Source organism: Serratia sp. OLAL2, assembly GCF_002752475.1.
Taxonomy (GTDB): Bacteria; Pseudomonadota; Gammaproteobacteria; order Enterobacterales; family Enterobacteriaceae; genus Serratia; species Serratia bockelmannii.
On record NZ_MSTL01000017.1, the window covers coordinates 321,589 to 345,584 of the forward strand.

Sequence of the window (23,996 nt, forward strand, 5' to 3'; positions counted from 1 at the left end):
CCCTGACGGCCCGGTTTACGGCTGTTTGTCCAACAGGTAACGCACCACCGCCGCGTACTCTTTGGCGTAGCCTTCAACGCTGGTGCTGGCCATGCCGGCATTGTCTATCTTGTATTTGCCGGCCACGTAGAACGACGGGGTGCCGCGCACCTCGAATGCTTTCACCGCTTCGTTCTGCTTGGCGATCAATCCTTTGACCAGCAGGCTGTGGCGCGCGTTTTCATAGGTAGCGGCATCGATGCCGGCCGCCGTAAACACCCGCTGAATATCGTCGGCGCCGTTGACGGCGCGCTGTTTCTGCACCGCGTCGAACATCGCCCCTTCAATCTTGTCTTCCACGCCCAGCACCGTCGCCACCGCCCAGGCTTCGGTCAGCTCATTGCCCAGTTTGCCCATCAGGCTGACGTGATATTTGGTGACTTTCTCACCGGCGGGCAGCGCCTGCGCCACGGTGCTGCCTACGCGATAGGTATCGGCGAACTGATAGCAAGGGCCGCAGTAGAAGGAGAAGAACTCCACCACCGCCGGCGCGGCGGCCACCGGCTTATCCAGCCGGGTGTATTGCTCGCCCGCACGGTAATCCGCGGCCTGAACCGCAGGCAGCGCCAACATCAATACGACGGCGGCGGCGAACGAACGCTTAACTTTTGCCAACATAAACACTCCTGGTTTCATCTATGAACATCGTCCTTAGCGGCGGTTTTTATAATCAAATAACCGCCAGAAGACCAGTTTTTATTACCTTCTATTTGTGAGGGATTATGTTCAGCGACCTTCGTAACCGTCCCAGTACGCACCTACCGCTTCCTGTGAGAGCACCTGGCGGCGCTTAGGATTGTCGGCGCTGCTGTAGGCGCGATTAATGAAAATGGTTTTGTGTTCCATGTTCTGCTGGAACTCCGTGCTGGCCAGGTAATCGGCCTTTTTCTGCGCCTCGCTGCGCGCCACGCCTGCCGCGCGATCCTTTTTCCCCAGCTGGTAGAACTGTTCGAACATCGGCACGGCGTTCTTAATACTGCCGTTCACATCGGTGCGGAATTGCGGATCAAAATCGTCGCGAGTTTGATAAACGTAGTGTTTGGCATGCTGCTCGGCACTGCTGAGGTGATGGGTGCAGGCGCTGAGCGCCACCAGCGGCAACAACAGCGCCGCGCTTTTCAGTCTTTTCATGTCGTCTGTCCCTGTCAGTGAGGAAGGTTCCTTTAGCGCCACGAGCATAGCGCCGCCACCCGGCAAACGTCAAACGACAAAAAACGCATCACATTGTTTTATATTAATATTATATACACTGATTGGTATTCATTGCCTGAAACACTATGCTTTAACAGAACAGGGTAAACACTCACCGACAGCGAGGCGGCCAATGAAACCGATCGACAAAAACGTGGGGGAGTACGACCTCACGGCGGAAAAAAAAGCGGGCATGATCACCGGCACCATCCGCGGCGAACTGCCGGACAGCGACGCCAATCTGCCGCTGCTGCCCTTCTCCGGCACTTTCGCCGGCCCCAGCGTGGCCGAAGCCATCGCCGATATTCAGCAACAGTTCCCCGACATCGAACCGGCGATTATCGACGATTTGCGCGAGGAACTGCTGAAGGCCGGGTTCTAATCCGGATCGCGGTGCCGCACGAACGGACTGTAGACCGGCGCGCCGGGCTTCAACGCCAGATCGGCGTCAAAATCTTCATTGCGATTGAACGGCACCGCCGGCCAGGTGGAAAACGCGTTCAAACCGTCCCGGTACGTCTGTGTCACCTGTGCCAAAGCGGCATTTTGCGCCTGCAGAGCTTCGCCCGCCAACCCGCCGCGCACGCCATAGACCAGGAACGGCTCCAGCACGCTAAAGCCGATATAGTGCAGCGCATGCATGATTGGCCACAGCATCAGCCGCATATCGCCGTCGCGCCCGTTCGGCGCGCAGGCCTGTGCGGAAGCGCCGGCGGTCACGGTCAGCAGCGCCCGCTTACCGCGCATCACGCCGTTCTCATGGCGGTGGCGGCTGTCGTAGATCCCGCCGTAAACGAACACCCGATCCATCCAGCCCTTGATGATGGCCGGCGCGCCGAACCACCAGAAAGGGAACTGCAGCACCAGCGTATCCGCCCAGCACAACAGCTCGATATGCCGCCGGATCTCCGCCGGCAGCGCCTGGATCGTCCAGTGATGGCGCTGCTCCTGCATCGCATCGAACCGGTCCACCTGCTTTCTGCTGGGGTAATGGCCGGCGCCCTCGCGCGGATCAAACCCCTCCTGATACAGATCGACCGTTTTCACCTGATGCCCCTGCGCCAGCCAGGCCTGCCGCGCCTGTTCGGCCAAATGGGCATTGAAAGAATGCGGCTCGGGGTGAGCCAGCACAATCAGCACGTTCATCCTGTGTCTCCCGTTGTAAGGTGGTGCTGTTATGCTGTGGCTTTATCGTCCCCTTGGCAATTACGCACCTGAAGGTAACCCCCAATGGCTTATCCCGGCGACGTCTATTCGAGCAAGTGTTCCGCACGCGATGCGCTGGCGCTGATTTCCGGCAAGTGGGTGATGCTGATCCTGCCTGCGCTGGCGCAGCGCCCGATGCGCAACGGCGAGCTGCTGCGCCGCATCGACGGCATTTCGCAGAAGGTGCTGACGCAAACGCTGCGCCAGCTGGAACGCAACGGGCTGCTCGAACGGCTAGATTTAAGTGAAAAGAATCAGGCGCATGTTGAATACCGGCTCAGCGCCGTCGCCTGCTCGCTGGTCGAGACGCTGGCGGCGCTGGACCGATGGGCGGAATACCATTTCCCCGAGCTGGACGCCGCCCGCGAGCGCTATGATGCCGACCGCGGGCGCGAGGCCGATTAAAGCGGTTTGGCCCGCAGCGTCTCGCCGCTGCGCACGAAGTTGCCGGCCCCCAGATGATGAATGGTGTGCAGATCCGCATTGGCGGCGGTGAAGTTCCAGCGCCCTTGCTGGAACACCCGCTCGTCCGCTGCCGCGCTCAACACCTCACCGAAGCAGGTGTCGTATTTTTCCTGTGCGCCACTTTCCGGCAATAAGCGGCACTCCAGCCACGCCACGCAACCCTGTTCGATCAGCGGCACCTGCAGCGTGGCGCTCGGCGCTGCGGCGATGTGAAAGCGGGCAAACTTGTCTTCATCCAGCCCGGACACGCTGCCAACCGCGTAGGTGGCGTCGATGAACATGGCCGCCGGCACGCAAATGCCGAATGCGCCGCTCTCCTCGATCATTTGCCGGCTGTGCGCCCCTTTGTCCACCACAATGGCGATGCGCGGCGGGCTGAACTCCACCGGCATCGACCAGGCGGCGGCCATCACGTTGCGTTTGGCGCCGTCGTGGCTGCGGCTGGTGATCAATACCGTCGGGCCGTGGTTCAGCAGGCGGCTGGCGTGTTCGAGGGCGACAGGACGAAAGTGGCTCATCGGGAAATCCTTGCGAGTGACTGATTGTCCCGCAGTGTAGATCTGCGCTGCGGCGGCAGGCAACGCGGGGCGCACAGAATGCGCAGGTGAGACGCTTGTTCCCCGTCTCGCCATCCGTTATCTATAGTTAGATCAATTCGCCGGTAACGGCCCACTCCACCTGAGGATCTTGCCTTGACGTTTTTAAAACACCCTATCGCCGGATTGGTGCTGGCCGGCTGCGGCCTGCTGTCGGCGGGCGGCGCGCTGGCCGCTTCCGATGCGCTGGTGTACTGCACCGTCGCCTCGCCGGAATCGTTCAACCCGCAGCTCTCCAGCTCCGGGCCGACCTTTATCGCCACCTCGCAGGTGCTGTACAACCGCTTGGTGACGCTGCGTGAAAGCGATAAAACCCCGGCCCCGTCGCTGGCCACCGAGTGGAGCGTCAGCCCGGACGGCAAGACCTATACCTTTACCCTGCGCCAGGGCGTGAAATTCAACAGCAACAAATACTTCACCCCGACACGCGACTTCAACGCCGAAGACGTGGTGTTCACCGTGATGCGGCAGAAGGATCCCGCTAACCCTTATCACAAGGTCTCCGGCGGCAACTATGAATACTTCACCGACATGGGCCTGGATAAGCTGATCACCAAGGTGGAAGCGGTGGACGAGCATCACGTGCGCTTCACGCTGAGCCAGCCCAACGCCGCCTTCGTCGCTGACTGGGCGATGGATTTCGCCTCGATCCTGTCCGCCGAATACGCCGACGCCATGCTGAAAAAGGGCACGCCGGAATACGTCGACAACTGGCCGATCGGCACCGGGCCGTTTGCGCTGCAGCAGTACAAGCAGGATTCGCTGATCCGCTACATCGCCAACCCGCACTACTGGCAGGGCGAAGTGGCCAGCAAGCACCTCATCTTCTCCATCACGCCGGATCCGCAAACCCGGCTGGCCAAGCTGAAAACCAACGAATGCCAGATCATCCCCGCGCCGCTGCCGGAACAGTTCGCCGCCATCAAGGCCGACGGCAACCTGCAGCTGCACGACATTACCGGGCTGAACGTCGGCTATCTGGCGTTCAACACCCAGAAAAAACCGTTCGACAACCTGCTGGTGCGTCAGGCGTTGAGCTACGCGGTGGACAAGAAAGCGATCGTCGCCGCGGTGTTCAAAGACAGCGGCACGCCGGCCAATTCACTGCTGCCGCCGGGCATGCTGGGCTACAACGACAAACTGCCGGAGTACGCCTACGATCCGCAGAAGGCGCGCGAGCTGCTGAAGCAGGCCGGGCTGGAACAGGGCTTTGAAACCGACATCTGGTCGATGCCGGTACAGCGCCCTTACAACCCGAACTCGAAGCGCATCGCCGAGATGATCCAAAGCGACTGGGCGAAGGTGGGCGTGAAGGCCAAGATTGTCACTTGGGAGTGGGGTCAGTACCTGGCCGGGCTGCGCAAAGGCGAGCAGCAGAGCGCGCTGTACGGCTGGGTGTCGGACAACGGCGATCCGGACAACTTCGCCACCCTGCTCGGCTGCGCCGGCGTGCAGAGCGGCGCCAACGTGGCACGCTGGTGCGATAAGGATTATGACCGGCTGATCCAGCAGGCGATCCAGGAGAACCAGCCGCAGGCGCGCGCCAAGCTGTATCAACAGGCGCAGGTGATCTTCGCCAAACAGGCGCCGTGGCTGCCGCTGGCCACCGGCAAAGTGTTCTACGCCACCCGCAGCAACCTGAGCGGCTATGTGGTGGACGTGAACGGCAGCGATTTCGCCAAGGCCAAATTGAACTGATCTTAGGCGCCGCAGCGCGGACTGCGGCGCAACCCGCTTCATCGCTTAATAAGCTGCCAGCCTCTGAACCTATCATTATTAGCTTCATAACTTACGGCGCCCACCTATCACCAGACGCATATCCCACTAAACCAATAGCTTAATAAGCAAGCTGAACCTGGCGTTTTGCCTAAATTGCGCGCACGCGCTTTCCTCTGATGTAACATTTCGTTACCATCGACGCACAGACCCTTTAACATCAAAAGGTAACCCGGTGCAGAACACCTACATGCCGTGGCAAATTCGCCTGCACTGGCTGGTGGCGATCCTGCTGGTCATCACCTGTGTCACCATCGAGCTGCGCGGCTTGGCCGAACCGGGCAGCGCCCCTTGGTACGTGCTGGTTGTCACCCACTTCAGCTGCGGCGTAACGGTATTTGCGCTGATGATCGCCCGCCTGTTCCTGCGCTGGCGCCACCCCTCGCCCGCCATCGCGCCCAAACCGCCGAAGTGGCAAACCGGCCTGGCGCACCTGACGCACACCCTGATCTACCTGCTGCTGCTGACGCTGCCGGTGCTGGGGGTCTATTCGCGCTATCTGGGGGGCAAAGAGTGGTATCTATTCGGCCTGCCGATGCCGTTCGCCGACGTGGCCGATCGGCCGCAGGCGCGGGCGATTATCGGCTGGCACAAAACGCTGGCGTCATTCGGCTACTGGCTGATCGGCCTGCATACCGCCGCCGCACTATTCCACCACTATATCGTCAAGGACAATGCGCTGGTGCGCATGCTGCCACTGATGAAAAAGCGCTGACCATCCGGCGCCAGGGATGAATTTTCGGACCACGCCTGCTGACAGGGAATGATATGCAAACCCAATTTTTTCATGTGACCGTCGAGCAATGCGCTTGCCAACAGACGGCGCCCGACAATCTGGTGAGGATCATCGCCTCCGGCCAGACGTTCTTTTTTTATCGCGATGACTTCAGCGACAGCGAAAATCTGCTGGCCAGGCTCGCCGCCGGCGATCGGGTGAAGATCGGCGCCCACCGCCTGCGGGACGGCAGCTACTGGCTGCACTGGCTGCTGCACGGCACGAAAGGCCTGCTGGAGCCTGACAGAACGCTGAAATATAAGCTGAAATACTTCGCCCTGCTGCTGCTGGGCGCGGCGCTGGCCGGCGGTTTCCCAGCGGCCTTTTTCATCATGGACCGGGAAGATTCCTGGCTGACCATCGTCCTGTTCTTTATCGCCATCATCGCCGGCCTTATCGGCATCGGCATGGTGCTGTTCGTCGGTTCGGAGCTCCTGTTGATTGCGCACCGCGGCCGCAGGCGCCTGCTCAGAGCGCTGGATCGCGTGCTGCAGGGGCAAGACGTCACGCCGCCCGGCTCGCTCAGCCTGAAAATCCCCGGCATCAGATACCGGGCCGTCCGCGCAGACGCCGCGCCAGTGCCCGCAACGCCACAAACCGAGTTCCCCCTCCCCGAGGGCGTCGAGGCCTCCGGCATAGAGACGGTCAACGCCCTGAGCTACGAACTCTGCCACTATGAGATCCCGCGGCAGGTGCAGTATTTGGACACTTATGCGTGGCGTCAGAAGGAGACGCACTTCGCGTTGACGACCCGCGCGCTCAACGTCCCCAATACCAAACTGCACCCAGTATTTCGTCGGCAACATCCGCTTTTCATCGCCAAAGGCGATCCGCTGCAGGTGCTGTATTGCGAAAACGACACCGTCCCCGAGTTGCCGACGGTGCGTGGGATCATCAATCATCGCGATCGCCAAACCTATCTCATCGGCGGCAGCCGCTACTTCACCGAAGCCGGCCTTAACCTGTGCGCGCGCGTTGTCTTCATTTTTGGGGCAATCGTGGCGTGTTTTGTGCTCGGCATGACGGTGGTGGATAACGCCGATACCCCGGCGGGCTTTTACCTGGATGCCTGGACCCTGAAGCGCCTCGGCAGTGAATTGCCGCCGATTATTCTGCTGCTGATGCTGATGGTCAGCGGCCTGGCGCTGCTGATCGAGGGTTTCGCCCAGATCTGTCGCCTGTACTCTTTTGACCAGCACCGCACGTTTAAAACGTTTAAATACCTGCGAAATCTGCGCCGCAGGTTGTGGCGGCAGGCTCAGGTGACGGAGCTGAAATGATGACGTTAGCGCTTTATAAAAGACCCCTTATTATCCTGACGCTGTTTTTAGCCAGCGCGCTGGGCGTCTATTTGCTCGCCCCTGAGCAACGCTATGCGCAGTGGCAATGGACTCGGGGCGACCAGGCGTTGCCGACGATAGCCCGTTACGATCTCATCCACAGCTACCCGGCGCCGGACGGCGCCCTGCTGCTCACCAGCAAAAGAAGTGAAGACCGCGCGTACAATAGCTTTTACGGTTGGGCGGCCAACTACCTCAGCCAGGTGCTGTTTGCCGGCCCAAAAGGGTTACAAATGCTGGGGGAACTCGACGACTTGATCCACGATGCGGTTTGCGGCGAGCAGGAGTGCGTGCTTTTTCTCTCTGAGGGCCGCAGGCTGGTTGATGTGCAACGGGGTACCATCGGGGCGCTGATCCCCTGGCCGGAGGGCGACGACAACCGGCCTTCCTTTGTCGGCGGCAAACTGGTGGCGCAACCGGGAAAACGCGCGCTGTATCTCATCAGCACCGAAGGCGTATTCTACAGCCCGGACTTCGGCGCCCATTGGCGGCAGACGCTGGATCTGCCGGCGCTGCTGGACGCGCGGCAGCTGCTGGGCTTTGAGCGCGGCGAGGAGGAGTCACCGACGGCTTACGCCTCCGGTAAGCGCAAATCCGTACCCGAGATATTCACCGCCATTGATGGCGACCGCGTGCATTTCTGGATGAACCCGGTGCTCGGATCTGGCGCGTTACACATCGCCGTTAACGGTAAAACCGGCGAGGTGATTGAAATGCATTGGCTGCTGGTGCGCGTGGAGGAAAGCGCGCAAGCCCCGGACGGCGGCATCTACCTGATCGCACAAACGCTGGACAGAGGGCTGTATCAGCTTCTGCGTTATCAATCCGACGGGCAGTTGAAGGTGCTGCTGGAGACCGGCGATAAATCGCTGTATCAGCTCTGGGCGGGCAACGATAAGCTGGTCGCCCAAACGGATAACGGCGATGCGCGTCTTTCGCTGATTTTCGATCTGCGCTCATCCGACGTGCACTACCGACAGCCGTTGGAGTACCGGTACAACGGGCGCGACGACGCGCGCCAAACCGTGATCGAACCAGAAAGCCACTATGACGATGACGGGGAGATCCCGGCGCTGCCCTACTTCGTTCGCTATCGCTCCACCACGCCGTGAACATAAGGAACTTGCCATGCTGTTAGGTTATGGCGCCGGCGCCGCCGGCCTGCTGGCGCTGTTATTGGCCCTGCTGCTCGCCGGCATCCTGCTCGCCTGGTGGGGCTGGCGATACGCCGCCGCCCGCTGCGGCCGCCCGCGCCCGCCGCTTTCCTGGGGCGGCTATCTGTTGGCCTCGGCGCTGGCGATCTACCCGGTGGCGTTCGCGCTGATGCTGATCGGCATGGCCATCCAGGACATCAAGAGCCAGCGGGCGGAAGATCGTTGGAATCAACGCAGCTACTTGACGCTCGACGAGGCAAAGCCGTTCGGTGAAACGACGCTGCCGAAAGGCAGTTGGGTAAACCGCCAGGAGCCACGCCTGCCCGGCACCGAAGACAGCCCTATCACGATGAACGGCGTGACCGCCGTGCGTTTTCCTCAGGCGCAGAGCGTGGCCGGCGTGCCGATCATCGCCTTCGAGGTTTTACCGCCGGTGATGGAGCTGGCAGGTGCGCATACCTTCACCCGTCCAAGCGGCCAAAGGGTGCACTGCGAAGCGGGTTGGCTGGTCACCTTCTTGTTGCCGCCGGATCGGCCGGCCCCGCAGTGGGAGGAGTGGCAGGCCGGGCTGCCTGCGGCGGCGTTTCGGCCCAGCGACTGGATCTTTAGGGAGTGCTTCTCCGGCAGCCCGATCGCGGTGCTGACCTTGCACGACGGCGAAGTCAGGGTGCTGCCTTAAGCCTTACGCCGCGGCGTTGGGCAAGCGCACGGTCACGCGGTTGTTGGCCGTTGGCAACTGCAGCGGCGTTTCCTGCCAACTCACCGCGATAACCAATACCGGCGGGGCCGGCACGCGCGGCTCACGCCCGCCTGGCCCCACGCTGTAGGCATCCCACTCAATCACAAACACCCCGCCGTCTTGCGGCTCGACCCGCTCGACGAAAAAGGTGGTGTCCGAACCGCGCCCGCCCGCCGGTTTATGCGCATACGAGAGCAGGCTGAACCACTCGCCGGCGAAGTAGAGATGGTATAGGCCATCGACGATATGCTCGCCGCGGAACTGGCAGCCGCCGACGCTCAAACCGTCACCCGCCGGGGATTCCGCCACGCGTTCGAGATCGCGCACGAAGCGATCGGTCGGCCGGTTATCCAGCAACAGTTCATAAGGCGGCGTGTGCAGCAGCGCGGCAGGATCGTCCGCCAGGCGCAGATTCGCCGGCAACATCAAGCGCGCCGCCAGCACCCGGCCGTTGGGCAAGGCGATCTCCAGACGATCGGCCGGATCCGCTACCCACTGCGGCACCCACAGACCGCGCACAAGGTGCAACGGCGTAGCCTCCGCCTGCCGGCATTCCTCCCGCAGCCGCGCCAGCGCCTCGGCGGAGCCGGCGGCCAGCGCGTCCTGCTCGCGATCGGTCAATGCCGGCAGCGCATACATCGCCCGGGCAGCAGGCTCGTACACCGTCAGCCCCTCACCCTCGCGGCCGCGGGTCGGGATCAGGCGCAGCTTGCCACCCTCCACGTCCTGCGGCGCCGCACAGGCGCCATGCACAATCGCCCCGTCACGCAGCAGCAGCGTCCAAAAACTGGGGCCGCCCATGCCCAGCTCCCCCACGCCGCCAATCTGCCGATCGCTGTCGCCGGCGTGCGCCATTTCAATCGGCTGCGAATGCCAGTCGGTTTTGCGCCACTCTGCGGCCTCTTCGGGGTCTTGCGCGCCTTTAGCGGCGTACTTCACCCATTGCAGCACGGCAAACAGCGCGATGCACAACACGCCGAAAATCGGGTGATCCTGCCAAATCAACCCCCAACCGACGATCAAAAAGGCCCAGGCGGCCATGGCGATATCCTTTTCCACGAGAAAACCGCCTGATTCTAGCGCAGGAAACGCAAAGGGTTGAAGCCTATGCCATGAATAATTAGCCGTTAAATAGAAAGATAATAATTTCAGCGTTATTTCTGTGACTACAAAGATCACATAAATAACGCTTCAAAGAGTGATTTGAACGTAGAAAAGACAACTCCCTGTATCTCAATGCAATATTCGCAACCCTATTAAAAAACAAAAGATAAAAGGGAAAAAAAACTGCAGTAATTTGTGCATATTCTAAACATTGACTATGTTTATACATACTCTTTATATGCAGGTAAACAGACTGAAAAACAAAAGAGAAAGGCTCCCAATATAATTAAACAAACCTCGCATACCGCGTGGGTGAAACGCTATTAATTATAAAAATTCCGAGGGTATTTTATCTCCGCGGAACGGGTCACTTTGCATTTTATCGGGCCAATAGGCTACACACCGCAATTAATACCATTATTAGCATTCCGGAGACCGACAATGAAAATCGTTACGGGCATTATCCTTACCTCTGTGGCCGCCTTCAGCGGCGCGGCTTACGCGGCCGATGCGCAGCCTACCACAGGCAGCGCGGAAGTGACGCTGGAACACGTGCACGCCGTGATGGAAAACGGCAGCCCGGCGCCACAGCACGACGCCGCCTGCCAAAAAGAACTTTCCATGCCGGAATCGAAATATATCGGCATGAAGGTTAAAACCGATTACAGCATCAACAGCAGCACCATGATGATGTCGGCCAAATCGATGTTCCCATCGCCAAATGACAAACAGCCGATGGAACTGACGGTCGATCTCTCCGCGCTGGGCCTGGCGGATGTGTATGCCTTCGGCGCCTTTAAACCGGCCGCGTTGCCGCAGGCCTATATTTATTTCACCATCGACAAAGATTTTAAAAATCCGGTCAGCACCTTTATGATCATCAACCAAGGCAAGCAATATAACTGCGTGATCTCCAGCTCGAATAAAATGATGAGTAAAGAGATGCGCGGCAAGATGATGATGAAGAAACAGTAACGGAATGAAAAACGGCGCTTCCCTTAACAGGAGGCGCCGCCAGAAAACGCGTTAAATCAGACCCGGATTGTATTTCTGGTTGAACTTCTCTTCCGATTGGAACAGATAAATAATGCCTTCGATAAAGCCGACAATTGCCGGGATCCCCGTCCAGCAGAACAGCAGGTAGAACAGCCCCCACCATTTCATCCCTAAGTAAAACTTGTGAATGCCCAGCCCACCCAGGAAGATGGCCAGCAGGGCCGCCGCGAGCTTGTCTTTTCTGCTCATAGTGCACTTCTCCTTACTTCTCACCGAACCACCGGCATGTCCAAAAACGGATGCCGCTCCACAGAGCGCCGCATCGCAATGCTTGAGGAGAAAACATTCACCCATCAAGACTCAACAGGGGTAATTATAACAGTGATTAATTAAACGGTTGTTTAACCGGCAAAAAGGTAAGCAAAGGGAATCTGAAGGAGAGATGGTGCCGATAATAGGAGTCGAACCTACGACCTTCGCATTACGAATGCGCTGCTCTACCAACTGAGCTATATCGGCATCGAGCCGGGCCTGCGGGGCAAGCCGGAAGTGCGTTGAACAAGGTAGACCTGCGCGCGAAATGAGTCAATAGCCGCCGGGGCGTTTGGTTGTTTTGCAAGCAACCAGACTGTCGTGCAGACCCTCTTTTCCAAAAACAATCAGGGCGCAGCATGCTGCACCCCGACCTCTTTATGACCGCAATGCGGCCTTAGCTGCGCACCAGATCGTCGCCGTAGCCGATCCACTTGTAGGTGGTCAGCGCATCCAGGCCCATCGGGCCGCGGGCGTGCAGTTTCTGGGTGCTTACCGCCACTTCCGCGCCCAGGCCGAACTGGCCGCCGTCGGTGAAGCGGGTGCTGGCGTTGACGTACACCGCCGAGGAGTCCACCGCGCGCACGAAATGCTCGGCGCTGCTCAGCGAACGGGTGAGGATCGCGTCGGAGTGGTTGGTGCCGTGAGTGCGGATGTGGTCGATGGCCTGATCGATATCGTCCACCAGCAGCACGTTCAGATCCAGCGACAGCCATTCGTCGTCGTAATCCTCCGCATTCACCGGCACCACCGTCGCCGGGCCGCCCTGCAGCAGCGGCAGCGCGTTTTCCGCCGCGTGCAGCGTCACGCCCGCCGCCGCCATTTTGGCGCTCAGCGCCGGCAGGAACTCGGCGGCGATACTGCGGTTCACCAGCAGCGTCTCCAGCGAGTTACAGGCGCTCGGGCGCTGGATCTTGGCGTTTTCAATCACCGTCAGCGCCTTGTCGAAATCGACGTCGGCGTCCACGTAGGTGTGGCACACGCCGATGCCGCCGGTGATCACCGGGATGGTCGATTGCTCGCGGCACAGCTTGTGCAGGCCGGCGCCGCCGCGCGGGATCAGCATGTCGACATAGCGATCCAGGCGCAGCAGTTCGTTCACCAGCGCGCGATCCGGGCTGTCGATCGCCTGCACCGCCGCCGCCGGCAGGCCGCACTGTTCTAGCGCCTGCTGGATCACTTTCACCGTCGCCTGGTTGGTGTTGTGCGTCTCTTTCCCGCCGCGCAGGATCACCGCGTTGCCGGTTTTCAGGCACAGGCTGGCGACGTCGATGGTGACGTTCGGCCGCGCCTCGTAAATCACGCCGATCACGCCGAGCGGCACCCGGCGGCGCTCCAGCTTCAGCCCGCTGTCCAGCAGGTTGCCGTCCAGCACATGGCCGACCGGATCGTTCAGGCGGCATACCTGGCGCACGTCGTTGGCGATCGCCGCCAGCCGCGCCGGGGTCAACAGCAGGCGGTCGAGCAGCGCTTCGCTCATGCCGGTGGCGCGCGCCTGCGCCATGTCTTGTTCATTCGCCAGCAGGATCGCTTCACTGTTGGCTTCCAGCCTGTCGGCCATCACCGACAGCACCTGATTTTTCTTCGCCGTGCTCAGCACCGCCAGCTGCCAGGAGGCCTGCTTGGCGGCCTTCCCCATCTGCTCCAGCATGCTCACTCCTTAACTGACAATCATATCGTCGCGGTGCACTGCCACCGGACCGTATTCATAACCGAGGATCTCGCTGATTTCCTGCGAGTGGTGCCCGGCGATCATGCGCATCGCGTCGCTGTTGTAGCGGCTGACGCCGTGCGCCAGATCGCGCCCCGCCAGGTTGCGGATGCGGATCACTTCGCCGCGCGAGAAGTCGCCCTTCACTTCGCGGATGCCCTTCGGCAACAGCGAGCTGCCGCGCGCCATCATCGCTTCCACCGCGCCATCGTCGACGGTGATCTCACCGGCCGGTGGCGCGCCGAAGATCCAGCGCTTGCGGTTTTCCAGCGGGGTTTCCAACGCGTGGAAACGGGTGCCCACCGGTTTGCCTTCGATCACGTCCGCCACCACGCCCGGCTTGCTGCCGGCGGCGATCACCACGTCGATGCCGGCGCGGCAGGCCACGTCGGCCGCCTGCAGCTTGGTGCCCATGCCGCCGGTGCCCAGACCGGAGACGCTGTCGCCGGCGATGGCGCGCAGCGCGTCGTCGATGCCGTGCACTTCACGGATCAGTTCGGCCTGTGGGTTGTTGCGCGGATCGGCGGTGTAGAGGCCCTGCTGATCGGTAAGCAGCAGCAGTTTGTCAGCCCCGGCCAGAATGGCCGCCAGCGCCGACAGGTTATCGTTGTCGCCCACCTTGATTTCGGCGGTGGCGACGGCGTCGTTCTCATTGATTACCGGCACGATGCGGTTATCCAGCAGCGCCGTCATGGTGTCGCGTGCGTTGAGGAAGCGCTCGCGGTCCTCCAGATCGGCGCGCGTCAGCAGCATCTGCCCGACGTGAATGCCGTAAATGGAGAACAGCTGTTCCCACAGCTGGATCAGCCGGCTCTGCCCTACCGCTGCCAGCAGCTGCTTGGAGGCGATGGTGGCGGGCAGCTCGGGGTAGCCCAGGTGTTCGCGCCCGGCGGCGATGGCGCCGGAAGTGACGATGACAATGCGGTGGCCCGCGGCGTGTTGCTGCGCACATTGGCGCACCAATTCGACAATGTGGGCGCGGTTCAGACGCAGCGATCCGCCGGTCAACACGCTGGTGCCCAATTTCACAACCAATGTCTGGCTGCCGTTCATAGTATTTCTGCCGTGTGTAATGATGAGAAGAAGAGTGCAAAGGTCTTTGTAACAGGAGAGACGCGTTATGCCAACAGGCACAACGCGAAATCAGCACAATACGTGGTCAAACGGGGTCAGGCGGAGAGTTTGATCAGTTTTTCTTTGAAATCGTCGGCGGGTTCCAGCCCCAGTTCCATGGTCGCCAGCAGCTCGCCCAGGCGGCGATGGAAGTCGCGCAGGGTGTCTTCCAGCTTGGCGTTTACTTCATCATCCTTAATGTTTTGCGCCGTCCAGTCGCCTTCCTTGTCGAACAGGCCGAATTGGTACGAATAGGTGAAGCGCGCCTCTTCCGCCTGAAGCTCCATCCACCAGCCCCAGAACTCACGCTTCTCCGGAGCGGGCTTTACATTGACGCAGACGGCCAAACAATCAAAGAAAAAACGGTCGTTTTCACATTGCCCTTCACGCAGGTACGGCCCCAAGCTGGCAAAACGTTTCATTAGTCGGCTTTTAGGGTGACCACTCGGTAACGTCATTCTCTAACCTCCTCAATGTAGACCACTCTTTTTAACAAACTGTTAAAATTTAGCAACTAATTAACGCATTTTGTCCCTCAGCCAACCGGACATCTGCAGCAACGCCCGGTGGAAGCTGTCGTACACCGGGGTGCGCGGGATGGCGACCAGCTTGCCGCTCACCGAAGAGGTGACGATCAGCTGCGACTCCTCTTTCGGACTGAGCGTATCGCGCTCCCAGTAGCCGGAGATCATCGGCGTCGGGCAACGGCGCCCCAGCAGCCCCTGCATTTTCAGCGAGTAGCTGTTCAGCTCCACCTTCAGCACGTTGTCCGAGGCGTTAGCCATGCCCATGCGGCTGGCCAGCACGTCCATATACATGTCCGGCACGTTCAACTGGGTGCTGCTGTCGCACAGCAGGCGATGCACCACCGGCCCCAGGCAGGCTACGCCGCGCAGCCGCTGAGGCTCCAGATAGGCCAGCCGCACCGCCACGTTGGCGCCGAAGCGGAAGCCGAAGGCGCTCACCCGCTGATGATCCACCCACGGCACCGAGGCCAGCTGGATCAGCACCTGTTGATGCAGGTAGCTGGAGTCCTGCGTCAGCTTCCATTTGCACGAAGAACCGATCGACGGCATATCGAGCGTCAGCATGGCGATGCCGTGCGGTGCCAGGTAGTCGCGGAACAGGCGATGATAGTCGGTCTGCAGCGTATCGAGGCTGCCGCACATCAGCACCGTCGGGAACGGCGCCTCGCCCTTCTCCGGCATGTGCAGGAAACCGGTGACGCTGCCGCCGCCTTCGATGCGGAACTCCAGCTCTTTCAGCTGATACGGCAGCAACAGCGCCGCCTCTTCGTAAGCGCGGTTGGCGAGCATCTCGGCCTGTTCGGCCAGCTCGTCGCCCTTCAGGTGCGGGTAACCGGCGATGCTGTACAGGCTCGCGGCCTTCAGCCAGTACTCGCCGCCGAGCAGCGGATCCTGCTGTTCCGTCGCCCGCTGCTGCCACTGCATGCCCTGATGGATCCACTCGTAGATCCAGTTGCCGTTGCGGTAGCCCACCACGGTATCCAGCCGCTGCGGATTGCTGCGCTCGGCGTCCGAGGCGGCGATGCGCGCCAGCACTTCGTGAATTTCGATCGGGCTGACGCCGCGCCAGGCCCACAGCAGCGGGTTCAGCATGCGGTACCAGCTACCGGTGGTGTCGCCCTCCAATGCGGAATGCATGGCGGCGCTCACTTTGTTGCGCGCGCGCAGCACCAGCGTCGAGGTTTCAGGGTGTTTGAATTTGGGCTTGAAAAGAATTTCAGAAAGGTTGGCCTGTGCCATGGTAACAACAGCCTCCGTAAATCTGGCGATAGGCCGCAAAAGGCCTACTTAACTGGAGGTAGTGTACCTAACTCTGGCGGGATAAACCAAGATAACGCAAACGCCCGGCATAACCGGGCGTTGGGCTGGAACTGGCTGGACTTAGCGACCGCCGATCGGGGGAACGAAGCTGACGCCCATGTCCCACGGCTGTTCGATCCAGGTATCCTGCGGGATGTCGACTTCGTAGTCGTCCACCAGCGGACGGCCCGCCGGCTTGGCGAAGATGGTGACGAAATGCGCTTTCGGGTACATGTCGCGGATCGCTTTCGCGGTGCCGCCGGTATCCACCAGATCGTCCACCACGATGAAGCCTTCACCGTCGCCTTCGGCGCGCTTGAGCACTTTCATTTCGCGTTGGTTGTCATGGTCATAGCTGGAAATGCAGACGGTATCCACATAGCGGATGCCCAGTTCGCGCGCCAGCAGGCCCGCCGGTACCAGACCGCCGCGGCTTACGGCAATGATGCCTGTCCATTTGTCGGCAGGCAGCAGGCGGTGCGCCAGCTTGCGTGCGTGCATTTGCAGCATATCCCAGGTAACAACGTATTTTTCGCTCATAGAATCGTGTCCCAGCCGGCGGTGAAGCGGCTTATTTGTAGTTCAGGGGAAAAAAGGTTGCGCGAGATTATAGAGACTGGCCGCGTTGAATTCCAGCTGTACCGAGGAAAACCTCGCGATTTCCGCCGGGCGGCTTTTCGGTGATTGATGCTGAAAAAGCGAGCGTTCCCGCAGCGAAGCCATGTGATCAAGCGCTTAAACCGCACAATACGGGGGGCGCACCGCCGGAAATAAAGTGATATTCTCTGACGATCGTGCCACGACGCACAGATACCCGCTCACCTTAACCGCGCGGCATGCCCGTCCTGTCGGAGCCTGCCGTCACAGGAGACTTATAGTGTCTGAATTGTCTCAGCTTTCGCCACAGCCGCTGTGGGATATTTTCGCCAAGATCTGTTCTATCCCGCACCCTTCTTATCATGAAGAAGCGCTGGCGCAGCACATCCTCACCTGGGCCAAAGAAAAGAACCTGCACGCCGAGCGCGATCAGGTCGGCAATATCCTGCTGCGCAAGCCGGCCACCAAAGGCATGGAAAACCGCAAGCCGGTCGCGCTGCAGGCGCACCTGGACATGGTGCCGCAAAAGAATAACGACACCGTACACGACTTCGCCAAGGATCCGATCCAACCTTATATCGCCGGCGAGTGGGTGAAAGCGCGCGGCACCACGCTGGGCGCCGACAACGGCATCGGCATGGCCTCCGCCCTGGCGGTGCTGGCCGACGACAGCGTTGAGCACGGCCCGCTGGAAGTGCTGCTGACCATGACCGAAGAAGCGGGTATGGACGGCGCCTTCGGGCTGCAGCCGAACTGGCTGCAGGCGGATATCCTGATCAATACCGATTCCGAAGAAGAAGGCGAAATCTACATGGGTTGCGCCGGCGGTATCGACTTCATCACCACCCTGCCGCTGCAGCGCGAAGCGGTGCCGGCCGGTTACCAAACCCTGAAGCTGACCCTCAAGGGCCTGAAAGGCGGCCATTCCGGCGCCGAGATCCACGTCGGGCTGGGCAACGCCAACAAACTGCTGGCGCGCTTCCTGTTCGCCCATGCGGCGGCGCTGAACCTGCGCGTGCTGGACCTGAACGGCGGCACCCTGCGCAACGCCATCCCGCGTGAAGCCTCCGCGGTGGTAGCGGTGCCGGCGGACAAGGCCGACGTACTGAAAGCGCTGAGCCAGGAGTTCCTGGCCGTGCTGCAGAACGAACTCTCCGCCAAAGAGAAGAACATCACCGTGCTGTTGGAGCCGACCACCAGCGCTTCGCTGGCGCTGAGCGCCGACAGCCAGCAGCGCTTCCTGGCGCTGCTGAACGGCACGCCGAACGGCGTGATCCGCATGAGCGACGCGGTGAAAGGCGTGGTGGAAACCTCGCTGAACGTCGGCGTGGTCACCACCAGCGAAAACGAAGCGGAAATCATCTGCCTGATCCGCTCCCTGATCGACAGTGGCAAAGACTACGTGGTCGAGATGCTGACCGCGTTGGGCCAGCTGGCCGGCGCTAAAGTGGCGCCGAAGGGCGGCTACCCGGGCTGGCAGCCGGACGCCGACTCGCCGGTGATGCACCTGGTGCGCGAGCTGTATCAGGATCTGTTCGACAAGACGCCGAACATCATGGTGATCCACGCCGGTCTGGAATGCGGTCTGTTCAAAAAGCCATATCCAAACATGGACATGGTATCGATCGGGCCAACCATCACCGGCCCGCATTCGCCGGATGAGCAGGTGCATATCGAAAGCGTCGGCCTGTACTGGAAGCTGCTGACCTCGTTGCTGAAAGCAATCCCTGAGCGCGCGTAATCTGCACGCTTAACGCAAAAAGCCGGCGACCGCCGGCTTTTTTATTCCCACGACAGCGCCAGCTGCCGCTCCAGCTGCGGATCGAGCAGCGTCACATGCAACCCCACCAGCCGCACGCCGCGCCCTTCGCGCCGCTCGCGCCACGCCTGCCGCGCCACCTCCAGCAAATCCTGCCGGTTCAGCACCGGGAACACGTGCTCCTGGGTGGTTTGCTGAAAATCCTGAAACTTCAGCTTCACGCCCTGCCGGGCGATGTGCAGATCCGGCTTCACCTTGCGCAGCCGCATCTCCAGCTCGGGATAGAGTTTGTCGATAATCAGCGTTTCGCAGTCTTCCCAGTCGTGAATATCCTCCGCCAGCGTGCGCTCCACCCCCACCGATTTGCGCAGCCGCTCAGGAGAGATTTCGCGCCGATCGATGCCCTGACAGCGCTCCCACAGCACCCGGCCGAACTTGCCGAAGCGCTTGAGCAGCTGCGCCAAATCGTATTGCTGCACGTCGGCGCAGGTGATAAGCCCCACTTCCTCCAGCCGCTTGGCGGTCACCTTGCCGACGCCGGGGATCTTGCTGAGCGGCAGCTGCTGCAAAAACGCCGGCACCTGCGCCGGCGTGATCACGTATTGCCCGTTCGGCTTGTTCATCTCGGAGGCGATTTTAGCGAGAAACTTGATTGGCGCGATGCCGGCCGACGCGGTGAGGTTCAGCTCGTCGGCGATCGCCTGACGGATTTCCTGGGCGATCAGCGTCGCCGAACCGTTGCATTGCGGGCTGTCGGTCACGTCGAGGTAGGCCTCGTCGAGCGAAAGCGGCTCGATCAACGGGGTATAGCGGGCAAAGATTTCGCGGATGTGCAGCGAAGCTTCTTTGTAGGCCGCCATGCGCCCCGGCAGCAGGGTGAGATGCGGGCACAGTTTGAGCGCCATCGCCGTGGACATGGCACTGTGCACGCCGTAGCGCCGCGCCGGGTAGTTGGCGGTGCTGATCACCCCGCGGCGATCGGCGCTACCGCCAATCGCCAGCGGGATATCGCGCAGGCTGGGATCGTCGCGCATCTCCACTGCCGCGAAGAAGCAGTCCATATCGACATGAATGATTTTACGCATCGCACCCTCCAACAATACTGTATAAGTATACAGCCAGGTACCAAAAGCTCAAGGCCGCAGAGCTCGAGGAAAGCGGCGTTTCTGACAGATATTTCCGCGTTGTTAAAAAAGCTTAATTTTTCAATAGTATGATTTCCGCCATCCCGTGCGGCTCACCACAACGATAACGACAAGGTACCCTACATGATCAGATTTTCTCATTTGCTGCTGGCTTCCGCGCTGTCGCTGAGCGCGCTGGCGGCCAGCGCCGCGGCCGGTCATGCGCCGGCGATCGTCGCCCATCGCGGCGGCACCGCCGATGCGCCGGAAAACACTCGCATCGCCATCGAAACCGCGCTGAAAAACGGCGCCGACGCCATCTGGATCACCCTGCAAGAATCCAAAGACGGCATCATCGTGCTGTATCGCCCCTCGGATCTGAAAGCGCTGACCAACCGGCAGGGTCCTGTTTCTGCCTATACCGCCGCGCAGCTGGCCGAGACCGACGCCGGTTGGGCCTTCGCCAAGGGTGACGCACACCCGTTCCGCGGCCAGGGTATCGGCATTCCACGGCTCGACGACGTGCTTAAAGCGTTTCCGCACGTCACTTTTTATCTGGACATCAAATCTCCGGACGCCGATCCGGCGCAGTTTGGCCAAACGCTGCTGGCGACGTTGCAAAGCACCGACAGCCTGAACCGCATCCGCGTCTACTCTACCGACGCCAAATACCTGCAGGCGCTGCCGCCGGCCATCCCGCGCTTTGAAAGCCGCGACGAAACCCGCACGCTGCTGGCCAACGTCACCATGGCGCACCAGTGCGACGTCAAACCGGACAACCGGCAGCCGCGCTGGTACGGGCTGGAGCTGAAGCGCGAGGTGGAAGTGGTGGAGAAATATACCCTCGGCGAAGGGCGTTCGAAGGCGTTTCTGACCTGGGATAAAGAGTCGATGGACTGTTTCCGCTCGCAGGGCCCGGCGCACATTATCCTGTTCGGCGTCAACTCGCCGCAGGAATATCAGCAGGCGCTGGCGCTGGGCGCTGACGGCGTGATGGTCAACTCGCCGGCCGAGGCGAAAAGCTTCCGCAAGGCGAAATAAAAAACCCGGCCAAGGCCGGGTTTTCGCTACAGAATACGGTGCTTTTCCAACTGCTCGCGCCGCTGCGCCGCTTTGGCTTCGCGCTTTTTGCGCGCATCGCACGGCTCCGGGCAGTCGCAGACTTTCTCCATGCCCAGCGCGGTGATGCCGCCGCAGCTGCCCTGCAGGCTTTTGCGTTTGAACACATAGCCCAGCGACATGCCGCCGACGATCAGCAGGAACAACACGAAAGTAGCGGCGAATACCGTCAACATAGCAACCTCACGAACGCTTTTTCAGATAGGGCTTGAACGCGTCTGAGTAACGCTCCTCAAACCCGTCGGCGGTTTTCACGATCATGAACACCGGAATGCCGAGCAGGTTGGCCAGCGCCAGGCCGCGCTCCGGCCCCATGACGTTCAGGCCGGTGGACAGGCCGTCGGCGGTCATGCAGGTCGGGCTCAGCACGGTGATCGACACCAAACGGTGGTGAATGGGTCGGCCGGTGACCGGATCGATGGTGTGCGAATAGCGCACCCCGTCCTGCTCGAAGTAGTTGCGATAGTCACCCGAGGTAGCGATCGACATCTCCCCCGGCTGGATCACCAGCTGCGCCTGCTGCTGCGTACCGGCGGTCGGGCGCTCGATGGCAATGCGCCACGGCTTTTGCTCGCCGTTATGCCCGCGCGTGCGCACCTCGCCGCCGATATCCACCATGTAGTTCTTCACATGCCGGGACTGCAGATATTCCGCCACCACGTCCACGCCATACCCTTTGGCGATCGACGACAGATCGACATACAGCTCGGGGATGCTTTTCACCAGCGCGCTGCCCTGCACCGACAGTTTGTCGGCGCCGGTCCAGGCGCGGCGGTGCGCCAGCTCCGCCTCGCTCGGCACTTTGTCCGGCCGCCCTTCCGGGCCGAAGCCCCACAGGTTGACCAGCGGCCCGACGGTCACGTCCAGCGCACCGTCGGTGACGCGGTTGATGCGCAGCGCTTCGCGCACCACTTCGGCGGTGGCCGGCGAAACCGGGAACGGCCGGTCAATGTCGCGGCTGGCGTTGAAGCGGCTCAGCTCGGAATCCGGCCGGTAGGTGGACATCTGATCGTTCACCTGCTCCAACCGTTTGTCGATCTCCGCCTGCATCTCGCGCGCCGACGGCGTATTGTCGCCAGTCACGTAACGGATCGAATACGAGGTGCCCATGGTTTTACCCGTCAGATCCACCTGTTCCGGCCCGCAGCCGGTCAGCAGCAGGGTGGCGCTCAGCGCCACGCCCGTCAGCCAGTTCTTCATCGCCCATGCGCGCATTTAGCCACCAAAGTCATCCAGCATGATGTTTTCGTCTTCGACGCCCAGCTCTTTGAGCATCTTGATCACCGCGGCGTTCATCATCGGCGGCCCGCACATGTAAAACTCGCAGTCCTCCGGTGCCGGGTGGTTCCTCAGGTAGTTCTCCAGCAGAACATTATGGATAAAGCCGGTGTAGCCGGTCCAGTTATCTTCCGGCTGCGGATCCGACAGCGCCACGTGCCAGGTGAAGTTTTCGTTCTCCGCCTGCAGCTGGTTGAAGTCGTCTTCATAGAACATCTCGCGCAGCGAACGCGCGCCGTACCAGAAGGTGATCTTGCGCTTCGAGTTCAGGCGCTTGAGCTGGTCGAAGATGTGCGAACGCATCGGCGCCATGCCCGCGCCGCCGCCGATGAAGATCATTTCGGCGTCGGTGTCCTTGGCGAAGAACTCGCCGAACGGCCCGGAGATGGTCACCTTATCACCGGCTTTCAGCGACCAGATATAGGAAGACATGATGCCCGGCGGCACGTCCGGATTGTTCGGCGGCGGCGTGGCGATACGCACGTTGAGCATGATGATGCCCTTCTCTTCCGGGTAGTTGGCCATCGAGTAGGCGCGCACCGTGGTGTCGTTCACCGTCGAGCGGTAGCGGAACAGGTTGAACTTGTCCCAGTCGCCGCGATACTCCTGCGGCACGTCGAAGTCGGCGTAGCTGATGTCGTGCGCCGGTGCTTCGATCTGGATAAAGCCGCCCGCGCGGAACGGCACGTCCTCGCCATCGGGGATCTTCAGCTTCAGCTCTTTGATAAAGGTGGCTTTGTTATCGTTGGAGATAACCTCGCACTCCCATTTCTTCACGCCGAAGATCTCTTCCGGCAGCTCGATCTTCAGGTTCTGCTTCACGTTCACCTGGCACGCCAGGCGGCACCCTTCTTTCGCTTCGCGCTTGTTGATGTGCGAAAGCTCGGTCGGCAGGATATCGCCGCCGCCCTCTTTGATCACCACCCGGCACTGGCCGCAGGAACCGCCGCCGCCGCAGGCCGAGGAGACGAAGATCCCCTGGCTGGAGAGCACGTTGAGCAGCTTGTCGCCCGCCGGCGCATGGAAGCTCTTATCCAGATCGCCGTTGATTTCCACCGCGATGTCACCGGTGTTCACCAGCTTCGATTTGGCGAACAGGATCAGCAACACCAGCACCATCACGATGGTGGTGAACATTGCTACGCCTAAAATAATTTCCATAAATTCTTCCTGCCTTTACAACTGAACACCGGAGAAGGACATGAAGCCCAGCGCCATCAGTCCGGTGGTGATAAAGGTAATGCCCAGGCCGCGCAGCCCTGCCGGCACGTTGGCATACTTGAGTTTTTCGCGGATCCCCGCCATGGCGACGATCGCCAGCATCCAGCCGGTGCCGGAACCAAAGCCGTACACCACCGATTCGGCGAAGTTATAGTCGCGCTGCACCATGAAGGACACGCCGCCGAAGATGGCGCAGTTCACGGTGATGAGCGGCAGGAAGATGCCGAGCGCGTTATACAGCGACGGGAAGAAGCGATCGAGGATCATCTCCAAAATCTGTACCAGCGCCGCGATCACGCCGATGAAGGTGATGAAGTTGAGGAAGCTCAGATCGACGCCTTCCACCAGCGCGCCGTCGCGCAGGATCAGGTTGTAGACCAGGTTGTTCACCGGCACCGAAATGCCGAGCACGATGGTCACCGCGATGCCCAGGCCAAAGGCGGTCGAGACCTTCTTCGACACCGCCAGGAAGGTACACATCCCGAGGAAGAACGCCAGCGCCATGTTCTCGACGAACACCGCGCGCACAAACAGGCTGATATAGTGTTCCATCGG

The 23,996-nt window shown here is 60.8% G+C and carries 26 protein-coding genes and 1 tRNA gene; 10 read left to right on the plus strand and 17 right to left on the minus strand.

Translation table 11 applies throughout. The features are described 5' to 3' along the window. Positions 1 to 15 precede the first annotated feature (15 nt). Both BVU99_RS13190 and BVU99_RS13195 read right to left on the minus strand, forming a co-directional pair. Positions 16 to 657: a DsbA family protein gene (locus BVU99_RS13190; protein ID WP_043135553.1), complete on the minus strand. Its 642-nt coding sequence runs from the start codon at positions 655 to 657 to the stop codon at positions 16 to 18. A 108-nt stretch (positions 658 to 765) separates the two neighbouring features. Then, on the minus strand, positions 766 to 1,170 hold the full coding sequence (locus BVU99_RS13195) for an Exc2 family lipoprotein (protein ID WP_099817754.1): 405 nt from the start codon (positions 1,168 to 1,170) through the stop codon (positions 766 to 768). Positions 1,171 to 1,363: 193 nt separating this feature from the next. Between BVU99_RS13195 and BVU99_RS13200 the strand changes: the two genes are divergently transcribed. Beyond that, the gene (locus BVU99_RS13200) at positions 1,364 to 1,612 is read left to right on the plus strand and encodes a hypothetical protein (RefSeq protein WP_019454278.1); all 249 of its coding nucleotides are present in this window, start codon (positions 1,364 to 1,366) and stop codon (positions 1,610 to 1,612) included. Here BVU99_RS13200 and BVU99_RS13205 read toward each other — a convergent pair. Further along, positions 1,609 to 2,376, minus strand: coding sequence for an NAD(P)H-dependent oxidoreductase (locus BVU99_RS13205; protein ID WP_043135549.1), 768 nt, complete (start codon positions 2,374 to 2,376; stop codon positions 1,609 to 1,611). The two genes, BVU99_RS13200 and BVU99_RS13205, sit on opposite strands and share 4 nt — an antisense overlap. 84 nt (positions 2,377 to 2,460) lie before the next feature. Between BVU99_RS13205 and BVU99_RS13210 the strand changes: the two genes are divergently transcribed. After that, a complete protein-coding gene (locus BVU99_RS13210; RefSeq protein WP_025301684.1) occupies positions 2,461 to 2,841 on the plus strand; it encodes a helix-turn-helix domain-containing protein in 381 nt (126 codons plus the stop codon). Here the strand turns inward: BVU99_RS13210 and BVU99_RS13215 are convergent. Beyond that, positions 2,838 to 3,419, minus strand: coding sequence for a flavin reductase family protein (locus tag BVU99_RS13215; protein WP_043135548.1), 582 nt, complete (start codon positions 3,417 to 3,419; stop codon positions 2,838 to 2,840). The genes BVU99_RS13210 and BVU99_RS13215 overlap by 4 nt on opposite strands. Before the next feature lie 174 nt (positions 3,420 to 3,593). On the opposite strand from BVU99_RS13215, the gene BVU99_RS13220 reads away from it, so the two are divergent. The 5 genes from BVU99_RS13220 (at position 3,594) to BVU99_RS13240 (ending at position 9,221) form a co-directional block, all read left to right on the plus strand. After that, a complete protein-coding gene (locus BVU99_RS13220; protein WP_025301682.1) occupies positions 3,594 to 5,195 on the plus strand; it encodes an ABC transporter substrate-binding protein in 1,602 nt (533 codons plus the stop codon). A gap of 268 nt (positions 5,196 to 5,463) precedes the next feature. Next, positions 5,464 to 5,988, plus strand: a complete 525-nt coding sequence (gene cybB, locus BVU99_RS13225; protein WP_089181662.1) for a cytochrome b561 — start codon at positions 5,464 to 5,466, stop codon at positions 5,986 to 5,988. A 53-nt stretch (positions 5,989 to 6,041) separates the two neighbouring features. Then, positions 6,042 to 7,328, plus strand: a complete 1,287-nt coding sequence (locus tag BVU99_RS13230) for a hypothetical protein (protein ID WP_099817536.1) — start codon at positions 6,042 to 6,044, stop codon at positions 7,326 to 7,328. Next, positions 7,325 to 8,500 (plus strand): hypothetical protein, encoded by a 1,176-nt coding sequence (locus BVU99_RS13235; RefSeq protein ID WP_043135547.1) that lies wholly within the window; start codon positions 7,325 to 7,327, stop codon positions 8,498 to 8,500. Before BVU99_RS13230 ends, BVU99_RS13235 begins: the two co-directional genes overlap by 4 nt. Before the next feature lie 16 nt (positions 8,501 to 8,516). Further along, positions 8,517 to 9,221 carry a hypothetical protein gene (locus BVU99_RS13240; RefSeq protein ID WP_043135546.1) on the plus strand — a complete coding sequence of 235 codons (705 nt, stop codon included), beginning with the start codon at positions 8,517 to 8,519 and terminating at the stop codon, positions 9,219 to 9,221. Positions 9,222 to 9,224: 3 nt separating this feature from the next. On the opposite strand, the gene BVU99_RS13245 is transcribed toward BVU99_RS13240, so the two are convergent. Then, the gene (locus BVU99_RS13245) at positions 9,225 to 10,340 is read right to left on the minus strand and encodes a hypothetical protein (RefSeq protein WP_235211355.1); all 1,116 of its coding nucleotides are present in this window, start codon (positions 10,338 to 10,340) and stop codon (positions 9,225 to 9,227) included. Positions 10,341 to 10,826: 486 nt separating this feature from the next. On the opposite strand from BVU99_RS13245, the gene BVU99_RS13250 reads away from it, so the two are divergent. Then, positions 10,827 to 11,360 (plus strand): hypothetical protein, encoded by a 534-nt coding sequence (locus BVU99_RS13250; protein WP_043135545.1) that lies wholly within the window; start codon positions 10,827 to 10,829, stop codon positions 11,358 to 11,360. A gap of 51 nt (positions 11,361 to 11,411) precedes the next feature. Here the strand turns inward: BVU99_RS13250 and BVU99_RS13255 are convergent, their stop codons facing one another. The 7 genes from BVU99_RS13255 to gpt form a co-directional block, all read right to left on the minus strand. Beyond that, entirely contained in the window at positions 11,412 to 11,630 is a 219-nt protein-coding gene (locus BVU99_RS13255) for a TM2 domain-containing protein (RefSeq protein ID WP_015376761.1), read from the minus strand. A 194-nt stretch (positions 11,631 to 11,824) separates the two neighbouring features. Continuing rightward, a tRNA-Thr gene (locus BVU99_RS13260) sits at positions 11,825 to 11,900 on the minus strand. A gap of 190 nt (positions 11,901 to 12,090) precedes the next feature. Beyond that, entirely contained in the window at positions 12,091 to 13,344 is a 1,254-nt protein-coding gene (gene proA / locus BVU99_RS13265; protein ID WP_015376739.1) for a glutamate-5-semialdehyde dehydrogenase, read from the minus strand. 9 nt (positions 13,345 to 13,353) lie between these two features. Next, on the minus strand, positions 13,354 to 14,457 hold the full coding sequence (proB, locus tag BVU99_RS13270; RefSeq protein WP_015376738.1) for a glutamate 5-kinase: 1,104 nt from the start codon (positions 14,455 to 14,457) through the stop codon (positions 13,354 to 13,356). Between the two features lie 116 nt (positions 14,458 to 14,573). Beyond that, entirely contained in the window at positions 14,574 to 14,975 is a 402-nt protein-coding gene (crl, locus tag BVU99_RS13275) for a sigma factor-binding protein Crl (protein ID WP_004930258.1), read from the minus strand. Between the two features lie 60 nt (positions 14,976 to 15,035). Next, the gene (gene frsA / locus BVU99_RS13280) at positions 15,036 to 16,283 is read right to left on the minus strand and encodes an esterase FrsA (protein ID WP_021504999.1); all 1,248 of its coding nucleotides are present in this window, start codon (positions 16,281 to 16,283) and stop codon (positions 15,036 to 15,038) included. Positions 16,284 to 16,424: 141 nt separating this feature from the next. Next, on the minus strand, positions 16,425 to 16,883 hold the full coding sequence (gene gpt, locus BVU99_RS13285; RefSeq protein ID WP_025301674.1) for a xanthine phosphoribosyltransferase: 459 nt from the start codon (positions 16,881 to 16,883) through the stop codon (positions 16,425 to 16,427). Positions 16,884 to 17,220: 337 nt separating this feature from the next. Here gpt and pepD point away from each other — a divergent pair, with 337 nt between their 5' ends. Next, a complete protein-coding gene (pepD, locus tag BVU99_RS13290) occupies positions 17,221 to 18,681 on the plus strand; it encodes a beta-Ala-His dipeptidase (RefSeq protein ID WP_025301673.1) in 1,461 nt (486 codons plus the stop codon). A gap of 41 nt (positions 18,682 to 18,722) precedes the next feature. Here pepD and dinB read toward each other — a convergent pair whose 3' ends face one another. Next, on the minus strand, positions 18,723 to 19,784 hold the full coding sequence (dinB, locus tag BVU99_RS13295; RefSeq protein ID WP_025301672.1) for a DNA polymerase IV: 1,062 nt from the start codon (positions 19,782 to 19,784) through the stop codon (positions 18,723 to 18,725). Positions 19,785 to 19,967: 183 nt separating this feature from the next. On the opposite strand from dinB, the gene BVU99_RS13300 reads away from it, so the two are divergent. Continuing rightward, on the plus strand, positions 19,968 to 20,864 hold the full coding sequence (locus BVU99_RS13300; protein WP_038628925.1) for a glycerophosphodiester phosphodiesterase family protein: 897 nt from the start codon (positions 19,968 to 19,970) through the stop codon (positions 20,862 to 20,864). 26 nt (positions 20,865 to 20,890) lie between these two features. On the opposite strand, the gene nqrM is transcribed toward BVU99_RS13300, so the two are convergent. The 4 genes from nqrM to nqrE are packed head-to-tail and all read right to left on the minus strand — an operon-like array spanning position 20,891 to position 23,993. Further along, positions 20,891 to 21,118 (minus strand): (Na+)-NQR maturation NqrM, encoded by a 228-nt coding sequence (gene nqrM, locus BVU99_RS13305; protein ID WP_016928987.1) that lies wholly within the window; start codon positions 21,116 to 21,118, stop codon positions 20,891 to 20,893. Between the two features lie 7 nt (positions 21,119 to 21,125). Next, positions 21,126 to 22,157, minus strand: coding sequence for an FAD:protein FMN transferase (locus tag BVU99_RS13310; protein ID WP_049206250.1), 1,032 nt, complete (start codon positions 22,155 to 22,157; stop codon positions 21,126 to 21,128). Further along, complete coding sequence (gene nqrF, locus BVU99_RS13315; protein WP_025301669.1) at positions 22,158 to 23,381, minus strand: NADH:ubiquinone reductase (Na(+)-transporting) subunit F; 1,224 nt, start codon at positions 23,379 to 23,381, stop codon at positions 22,158 to 22,160. Between the two features lie 15 nt (positions 23,382 to 23,396). Beyond that, positions 23,397 to 23,993 (minus strand): NADH:ubiquinone reductase (Na(+)-transporting) subunit E, encoded by a 597-nt coding sequence (gene nqrE, locus BVU99_RS13320; RefSeq protein ID WP_004930235.1) that lies wholly within the window; start codon positions 23,991 to 23,993, stop codon positions 23,397 to 23,399. Positions 23,994 to 23,996: the final 3 nt, after the last annotated feature.

Bases quoted from the DNA above. Each gene is read 5' to 3' on its own strand.
- gpt (WP_025301674.1), bottom strand. From the start codon at position 16,883: ATGAGCGAAAAATACGTTGTTACCTGGGATATGCTGCAAATGCACGCA.
- BVU99_RS13205 (WP_043135549.1), bottom strand. From the start codon at position 2,376: ATGAACGTGCTGATTGTGCTGGCTCACCCCGAGCCGCATTCTTTCAAT.
- BVU99_RS13300 (WP_038628925.1), top strand. From the start codon at position 19,968: ATGATCAGATTTTCTCATTTGCTGCTGGCTTCCGCGCTGTCGCTGAGC.
- crl (WP_004930258.1), bottom strand. From the start codon at position 14,975: ATGACGTTACCGAGTGGTCACCCTAAAAGCCGACTAATGAAACGTTTT.
- proB (WP_015376738.1), bottom strand. From the start codon at position 14,457: ATGAACGGCAGCCAGACATTGGTTGTGAAATTGGGCACCAGCGTGTTG.
- BVU99_RS13235 (WP_043135547.1), top strand. From the start codon at position 7,325: ATGATGACGTTAGCGCTTTATAAAAGACCCCTTATTATCCTGACGCTG.
- nqrF (WP_025301669.1), bottom strand. From the start codon at position 23,381: ATGGAAATTATTTTAGGCGTAGCAATGTTCACCACCATCGTGATGGTG.
- BVU99_RS13210 (WP_025301684.1), top strand. From the start codon at position 2,461: ATGGCTTATCCCGGCGACGTCTATTCGAGCAAGTGTTCCGCACGCGAT.
- proA (WP_015376739.1), bottom strand. From the start codon at position 13,344: ATGCTGGAGCAGATGGGGAAGGCCGCCAAGCAGGCCTCCTGGCAGCTG.
- dinB (WP_025301672.1), bottom strand. From the start codon at position 19,784: ATGCGTAAAATCATTCATGTCGATATGGACTGCTTCTTCGCGGCAGTG.
- BVU99_RS13195 (WP_099817754.1), bottom strand. From the start codon at position 1,170: ATGAAAAGACTGAAAAGCGCGGCGCTGTTGTTGCCGCTGGTGGCGCTC.
- BVU99_RS13240 (WP_043135546.1), top strand. From the start codon at position 8,517: ATGCTGTTAGGTTATGGCGCCGGCGCCGCCGGCCTGCTGGCGCTGTTA.
- BVU99_RS13190 (WP_043135553.1), bottom strand. From the start codon at position 657: ATGTTGGCAAAAGTTAAGCGTTCGTTCGCCGCCGCCGTCGTATTGATG.
- frsA (WP_021504999.1), bottom strand. From the start codon at position 16,283: ATGGCACAGGCCAACCTTTCTGAAATTCTTTTCAAGCCCAAATTCAAA.
- BVU99_RS13200 (WP_019454278.1), top strand. From the start codon at position 1,364: ATGAAACCGATCGACAAAAACGTGGGGGAGTACGACCTCACGGCGGAA.
- cybB (WP_089181662.1), top strand. From the start codon at position 5,464: ATGCCGTGGCAAATTCGCCTGCACTGGCTGGTGGCGATCCTGCTGGTC.
- nqrE (WP_004930235.1), bottom strand. From the start codon at position 23,993: ATGGAACACTATATCAGCCTGTTTGTGCGCGCGGTGTTCGTCGAGAAC.
- BVU99_RS13215 (WP_043135548.1), bottom strand. From the start codon at position 3,419: ATGAGCCACTTTCGTCCTGTCGCCCTCGAACACGCCAGCCGCCTGCTG.
- nqrM (WP_016928987.1), bottom strand. From the start codon at position 21,118: ATGTTGACGGTATTCGCCGCTACTTTCGTGTTGTTCCTGCTGATCGTC.
- BVU99_RS13250 (WP_043135545.1), top strand. From the start codon at position 10,827: ATGAAAATCGTTACGGGCATTATCCTTACCTCTGTGGCCGCCTTCAGC.
- BVU99_RS13310 (WP_049206250.1), bottom strand. From the start codon at position 22,157: ATGCGCGCATGGGCGATGAAGAACTGGCTGACGGGCGTGGCGCTGAGC.
- BVU99_RS13255 (WP_015376761.1), bottom strand. From the start codon at position 11,630: ATGAGCAGAAAAGACAAGCTCGCGGCGGCCCTGCTGGCCATCTTCCTG.
- BVU99_RS13230 (WP_099817536.1), top strand. From the start codon at position 6,042: ATGCAAACCCAATTTTTTCATGTGACCGTCGAGCAATGCGCTTGCCAA.